Consider the following 4,919-nt stretch of genomic DNA (forward strand, 5'->3'; position numbering starts at 1 on the left):
GAGTGCAGGTGTCGGAATGCAGCAGCGTGAAGTACTGGAGGTCGTCCGGCGTCACCTTTGACAGCGGCTTGTCCCCCAGAACTTCATGGAACAGCTTGCGGCTGCACACCGGCGTCAGGTCTTCCCGAAACAGCAGATCGGATAGCAGCCCGTTAAAGTGGCCGTCGCCATAGCGGATTTCGAGATCGAAATCGGAGGTCGTGAACTCATGCGTCGCGTAGGAGGTCGAAACCCGCATCACGATATCGGGATGTTGCCGCTGGAACAGCGGCAGGCGCGGAAACAGCCAGCGCGCGGCAAAGGTCGGCAGCACGGATATCTTCAGCACATGCTCCTGCGATTGCCCTGTCGCTTCCATGCTGGCAGCAACGATCCGCTCCAGCGCCTCGCGAACGCGCGAGACATAAGTCTCGCCTTCCGGCGTCAGCGACACCGCATTGCCGCCGCGCTGGAAGATCTTGAAACGCAGCTGATCCTCCAGGCTTTTGACGCGCTGGCTGACCGCGGAAGCGGTGATGAACTGCTCTTCGCCGGCACGCGTGAAATTGCCGTGCCTCGCAGCACTCTCCACGATTTTCAGCGAATTGAGGTTGACCTGACTGAGCAGACGCACTGGGTTCGACCTTAAGCTGGGCTTAGGGTAGCACTAGCATTCCTAATTTTACAGGGGGGGCTAATTTAATTGACTGTTAACCAAGTGTTTGCCCCCCACTTGGAGAAGTACAATGAACGCACATACCATACCCGAACTGCGCTATGCGATGAGCCGCGAGGCCATTATCGGACACGAAACCGCCTGGAAAGTGTCGAGTTTCGGCGTTGCGCAGTTTCTGCATGGCTATGACCCGGCACTGCTTGCAGCAATCGAGGAGGCCGCCCTGAAGCTCAAGGCCAGCCATGCCGTGCACAAGCACCTCGACCTGACCTTCATCACCGGCGCCGACCGTTTCATCCCTGAAATCAAGGAGTTGCTACACGACAAGCTGCGCCTGGAGCGGCTGTCCGACATGATGGGCACGAAGCTGGAGCCGTATCCGCTGTCGATCGTCGGCTCGACCGTCACCTTCATGAATCCCAGGGACGGCGCCGTCGAATGGCATTGCGACGGCGTTCCGGTCACCGAACTCATTCCGCTGTCGATCAGCGATCCGCTGGTCGGCGGTCATCTCGAAATTTATTGCGACGATTCCGAGACCGGCCGCGCCATTCTCGAATCCGGACGCGAAATCCCGCGCAACCGCATCATGCGCATCGATCACAAGATGAAATACGCGACGCTCGGCCAGTTCCTTGGCGTCCTGCATCGCACGGCGCCGATCCACTATGGCGAGCGTGTCACCCTGGTGCTCAACCAGCGCTCGGTGGCCAAGCCCTATGTCGACGATAACAGAATGTTCTATCTTGCCGCCGACAATGATCAAGACCGCGAATGGGTCAACGAGCTGGCCGAAGACGTCTGGACCAACCAGTTGCCGGCCTATCGCCGGTTCGAGGCGGAGCATCCCACGCCGGCCGCCGTTGAAGCACCGGTCGCAGGCGGAGCGAGGGACACATGGTAGTCAGATCCGCGCTGGTCTTTGCCACCGGCGCGGTGGCTTTGTGGTCGACCAATGCGTTGGTCGGTAAATCCCTCTTGGCGAACCATCCGGTGTCGCAGGTGCAGTTCCTGCAATTTGCAGGCGCTGCACTGGTCTTCGCCGCCATCCGGCTGATGAGCCGGGAAAAGGCCGCGCCGGTCATGGCCGGGGCGGCGTTGGCGCCGCTCGTGGTCGGTTTCATCGGTCTCGTCGGTACCATGGTGCTGCAATACATCGCCTTCGCCTCGATGCCGGTGATCGAAGCCAATCTCGTGGCATATACTTGGCCCTTGATGGTTGCCGCGGCAGTGATCGTCTTCGAAAATCCGCGGCGTCCGGCTCTGCTCGGCCTTGCCGCGGCCCTTGGCTTCGTCGGCGTCGCGCTGGTGATTTCGGGAGGGCGTGAGAGCAACTGGTTCCAGGGCGATCTCGTCGGCTATTTCGCTGCATTCGGGTCTGCGCTGTGCATGGCTTTCTATTCGGTGATGGTGGGACGGCTCGCCACGTCGCCGGAGCGCTTGTTGTTGCCGTCGTCGCTGGTCGGCGTCGCCTTGACGCTCTTATGGTCCGCTGGCGAAGGCGCCGCCTGGCCGGCCGGCGTGGATCTGGCGCTTGGGCTCTATCTCGGCGCCGGCCCGATGGGGCTAGGTTATTACTTCTGGTCGCGCGCCTTGAAGCTAGAAGGCAGCGGCAAGGTCGCTGTCGTCGCCTATCTCACGCCGATTGCTTCGACGTTGCTGCTGACTTTGTCCGGCGAACGACTGACGGCCACCGCCATTGCCGGCGCTGTCCTCGTCATCGGCAGTTGTATCGCGGTCGGCCTGGAACGTTCGGAGGCGCAAGACTATGTTTGATGAAAATGAACGTCTCGCCAGGCAGGAAGCAGATTGGCTCATCAAGGAATTTGGCGCCGAGGCACCGCTTTACGCGGCGATGAAGGCCGAGAAGGCGATTGAACAGAAGGATTTCGGGCGGTGTGCTCGCTGGCGGCGTATTCTTGAGATATTGGCCGACGCMCGGACAACCAAGTCTGCTGCGTCCAAGTATTAGATTTTCTAATTTGCACGTCGTCACTTTCCAATAAAAATAGTTGACGCCAAGTCTTGATTCGTTTTGGCACTTGGCGACCCGTTGGGGGACGCGGTTAAAGAGATACATCGACAAAAGTCTTCGCTGGGGTGGACGACTTTGTCGCAAATAGGGTGAAAGAATTGTCAAATATCGAGGATAAGACCGTTATCGAGCTAACAGCCGATATTGTCTCGGCCTATGTAGGCAACAATCCGCTTCCAGCTTCCGGCCTGCCTGACCTGATTGCCAGTGTCAGCACTGCGGTTCGAAAGCTGGCTGGTGCAGCCGTCGTGGAAAGTCCGAGCCTTGTTCCGGCCGTCAATCCGAAAAAGTCGGTGTTTCCCGACTACATCGTCTGCCTGGAGGACGGAAAGAAGTTCAAGTCGCTCAAGCGACACCTCAGGACAGACTATGGTTTGAGCCCGGACGACTATCGGGCCAAATGGGGTTTGCCGCCGGACTATCCGATGGTCGCTCCGAATTACTCGGCGACCCGGTCGGCGCTGGCGAAGTCGACAGGGCTCGGCCGCAAGCCGGCAGCAGTGCCGGCCGCCGTGGCCAAGCCAAAGCGCAAGGCGACTGTCTGAGCGCGGCTTGACTGGTATGGCAAGCCACTGATCGGCTGCCCTGACGGCGCGGTTGCGCGCGCCGTTCTCAGGCCTTGTGCGACCAACTGGCCCGCAAGGTCTTGCGAAGCGTTGATGTCCAGTGCAAAAGCGCCACCATGCTTGTAATCAACGACCTTTCGCTCCGCATGGCCGGGCGCCTGCTTCTCGACCACGCCTCGCTGACCTTGCCGGCCGGCACCAAGGCCGGCCTTGTCGGTCGCAACGGCACCGGCAAGACGACGCTGTTCAAAGCCATCACCGGAGATTTTCCCTCCGAGACCGGCTCGATCAACCTGCCGAAGAACACGCGCATCGGCCAGGTGGCGCAGGAAGCGCCGGGAACCGAGGAGCCGCTGATCGAGATCGTGCTGAAGGCAGACCTCGAGCGCACGGCGCTGCTCGAAGAGGAAAAGACGGCCACCGATCCGCACCGCATCGCCGACATTCACATGCGGCTGGCCGACATCGACGCACATTCCGCCGAATCCCGCGCCGCCACCATCCTGGCCGGCCTCGGTTTCGACGATGTCGCGCAACGCCGTCCCGCCTCGTCCTTCTCCGGTGGCTGGCGCATGCGCGTGGCACTGGCCGCCGTGCTGTTTTCAGAGCCTGACCTTCTGCTGCTCGACGAGCCGACCAACTATCTCGATCTCGAAGGCACGCTGTGGCTGGAAAACTATGTGTCGAAGTATCCGCACACCGTGTTGCTGATTTCGCACGATCGCGACCTGCTCAATCGCGCCGTCAACTCGATCGTTCATCTCGACCAGAAGAAGCTGACCTTCTGGCGCGGCGGCTACGACCAGTTCGAGCGCCAGTATAGCGAGCAGAAGGAATTGCAGGAAAAGGGCCGCGTCAAACAGGAAGCCGCCCGCAAGCATATGGAATCCTTCGTCGAACGCTTCCGTGCCAAGGCCTCGAAGGCCAGGCAGGCGCAGTCGCGCATCAAGGCGCTGGAGAAGATGAAGCCGATCGCGGCCATCGTCAACGATTCAGTGCGGCCGTTCTCTTTCCCCGAACCGGTGAAGACGGTGGCCTCGCCGATCGTGGCGCTGAACAACGTCAATGTCGGCTATACCGAAGGGCAGCCGATCCTGAAGAAGATGACGTTGCGCATCGACGCCGACGACCGCATCGCGCTGCTCGGCGCCAACGGCAACGGCAAGTCGACCTTCGCCAAATTGCTGTCCGGCCGGCTCAAGCAGGAGAGTGGCACGATGACAGTAGCGCCCGGGCTGAAGGTGGCGATCTTCGCCCAGCACCAGCTCGACGATCTGCGGCCGGAGGAAAACGCCTACGAGCATGTCCGCCGGCTGATGCCGGAGGCACCGGAATCCAAGGTGCGCGGCCGGGTCGCCCAATTTGGTCTGACGACCGAGAAAATGAATACGCCCGCCAAGGACCTGTCCGGCGGCGAGAAGGCGCGCCTGTTGATGGGCCTGTCGGCCTTCGAGGGGCCGAACCTGTTCATCCTCGACGAACCGACCAACCATCTCGACATCGACAGCCGCGAATCGCTGATCCATGCGCTGAACGAGTTTCCCGGCGCCGTCATCCTGATCTCGCACGACCGCCATCTCCTGGAGGCGACGGCCGATCGGCTGTGGCTGGTCAAGGATGGCGCGGTCAACCCGTATGATGGCGACCTTGAGGACTACAAGAC

At 60.9% G+C, this 4,919-nt stretch carries 6 protein-coding genes; 5 read left to right on the forward strand and 1 reads right to left on the reverse strand.

Annotated features, from left to right (window positions below):
• Window positions 1-613 (reverse strand): LysR family transcriptional regulator (locus tag AC1DX0_RS31105; RefSeq protein ID WP_477358275.1); only part of this gene is annotated, 613 nt, incomplete at its 3' end.
• A gap of 112 nt (window positions 614-725) precedes the next feature.
• Here AC1DX0_RS31105 and AC1DX0_RS31110 point away from each other — a divergent pair.
• From AC1DX0_RS31110 to AC1DX0_RS31130, 5 genes are all read left to right on the forward strand, one after another.
• Entirely contained in the window at window positions 726-1,559 is an 834-nt protein-coding gene (locus tag AC1DX0_RS31110; RefSeq protein ID WP_477219337.1) for a hypothetical protein, read from the forward strand.
• Window positions 1,553-2,431: a DMT family transporter gene (locus AC1DX0_RS31115; RefSeq protein WP_477219336.1), complete on the forward strand. Its 879-nt coding sequence runs from the start codon at window positions 1,553-1,555 to the stop codon at window positions 2,429-2,431. Before AC1DX0_RS31110 ends, AC1DX0_RS31115 begins: the two co-directional genes overlap by 7 nt.
• Window positions 2,424-2,627 (forward strand): hypothetical protein, encoded by a 204-nt coding sequence (locus AC1DX0_RS31120; protein ID WP_477219335.1) that lies wholly within the window; start codon window positions 2,424-2,426, stop codon window positions 2,625-2,627. Before AC1DX0_RS31115 ends, AC1DX0_RS31120 begins: the two co-directional genes overlap by 8 nt.
• 161 nt (window positions 2,628-2,788) lie before the next feature.
• Entirely contained in the window at window positions 2,789-3,235 is a 447-nt protein-coding gene (locus tag AC1DX0_RS31125; RefSeq protein ID WP_477219334.1) for a Ros/MucR family transcriptional regulator, read from the forward strand.
• A gap of 137 nt (window positions 3,236-3,372) precedes the next feature.
• Window positions 3,373-4,919 (forward strand): ABC-F family ATP-binding cassette domain-containing protein (locus AC1DX0_RS31130; protein ID WP_477358277.1); only part of this gene is annotated, 1,547 nt, incomplete at its 3' end.

This window comes from Mesorhizobium sp. P3_A9, from assembly GCF_056402975.1.

Excerpts from the sequence above, each read along its gene's own strand:
- AC1DX0_RS31110 (WP_477219337.1), top strand. The coding sequence starts at position 726 with ATGAACGCACATACCATACCCGAACTGCGCTATGCGATGAGCCGCGAG.
- AC1DX0_RS31115 (WP_477219336.1), top strand. The coding sequence starts at position 1,553 with ATGGTAGTCAGATCCGCGCTGGTCTTTGCCACCGGCGCGGTGGCTTTG.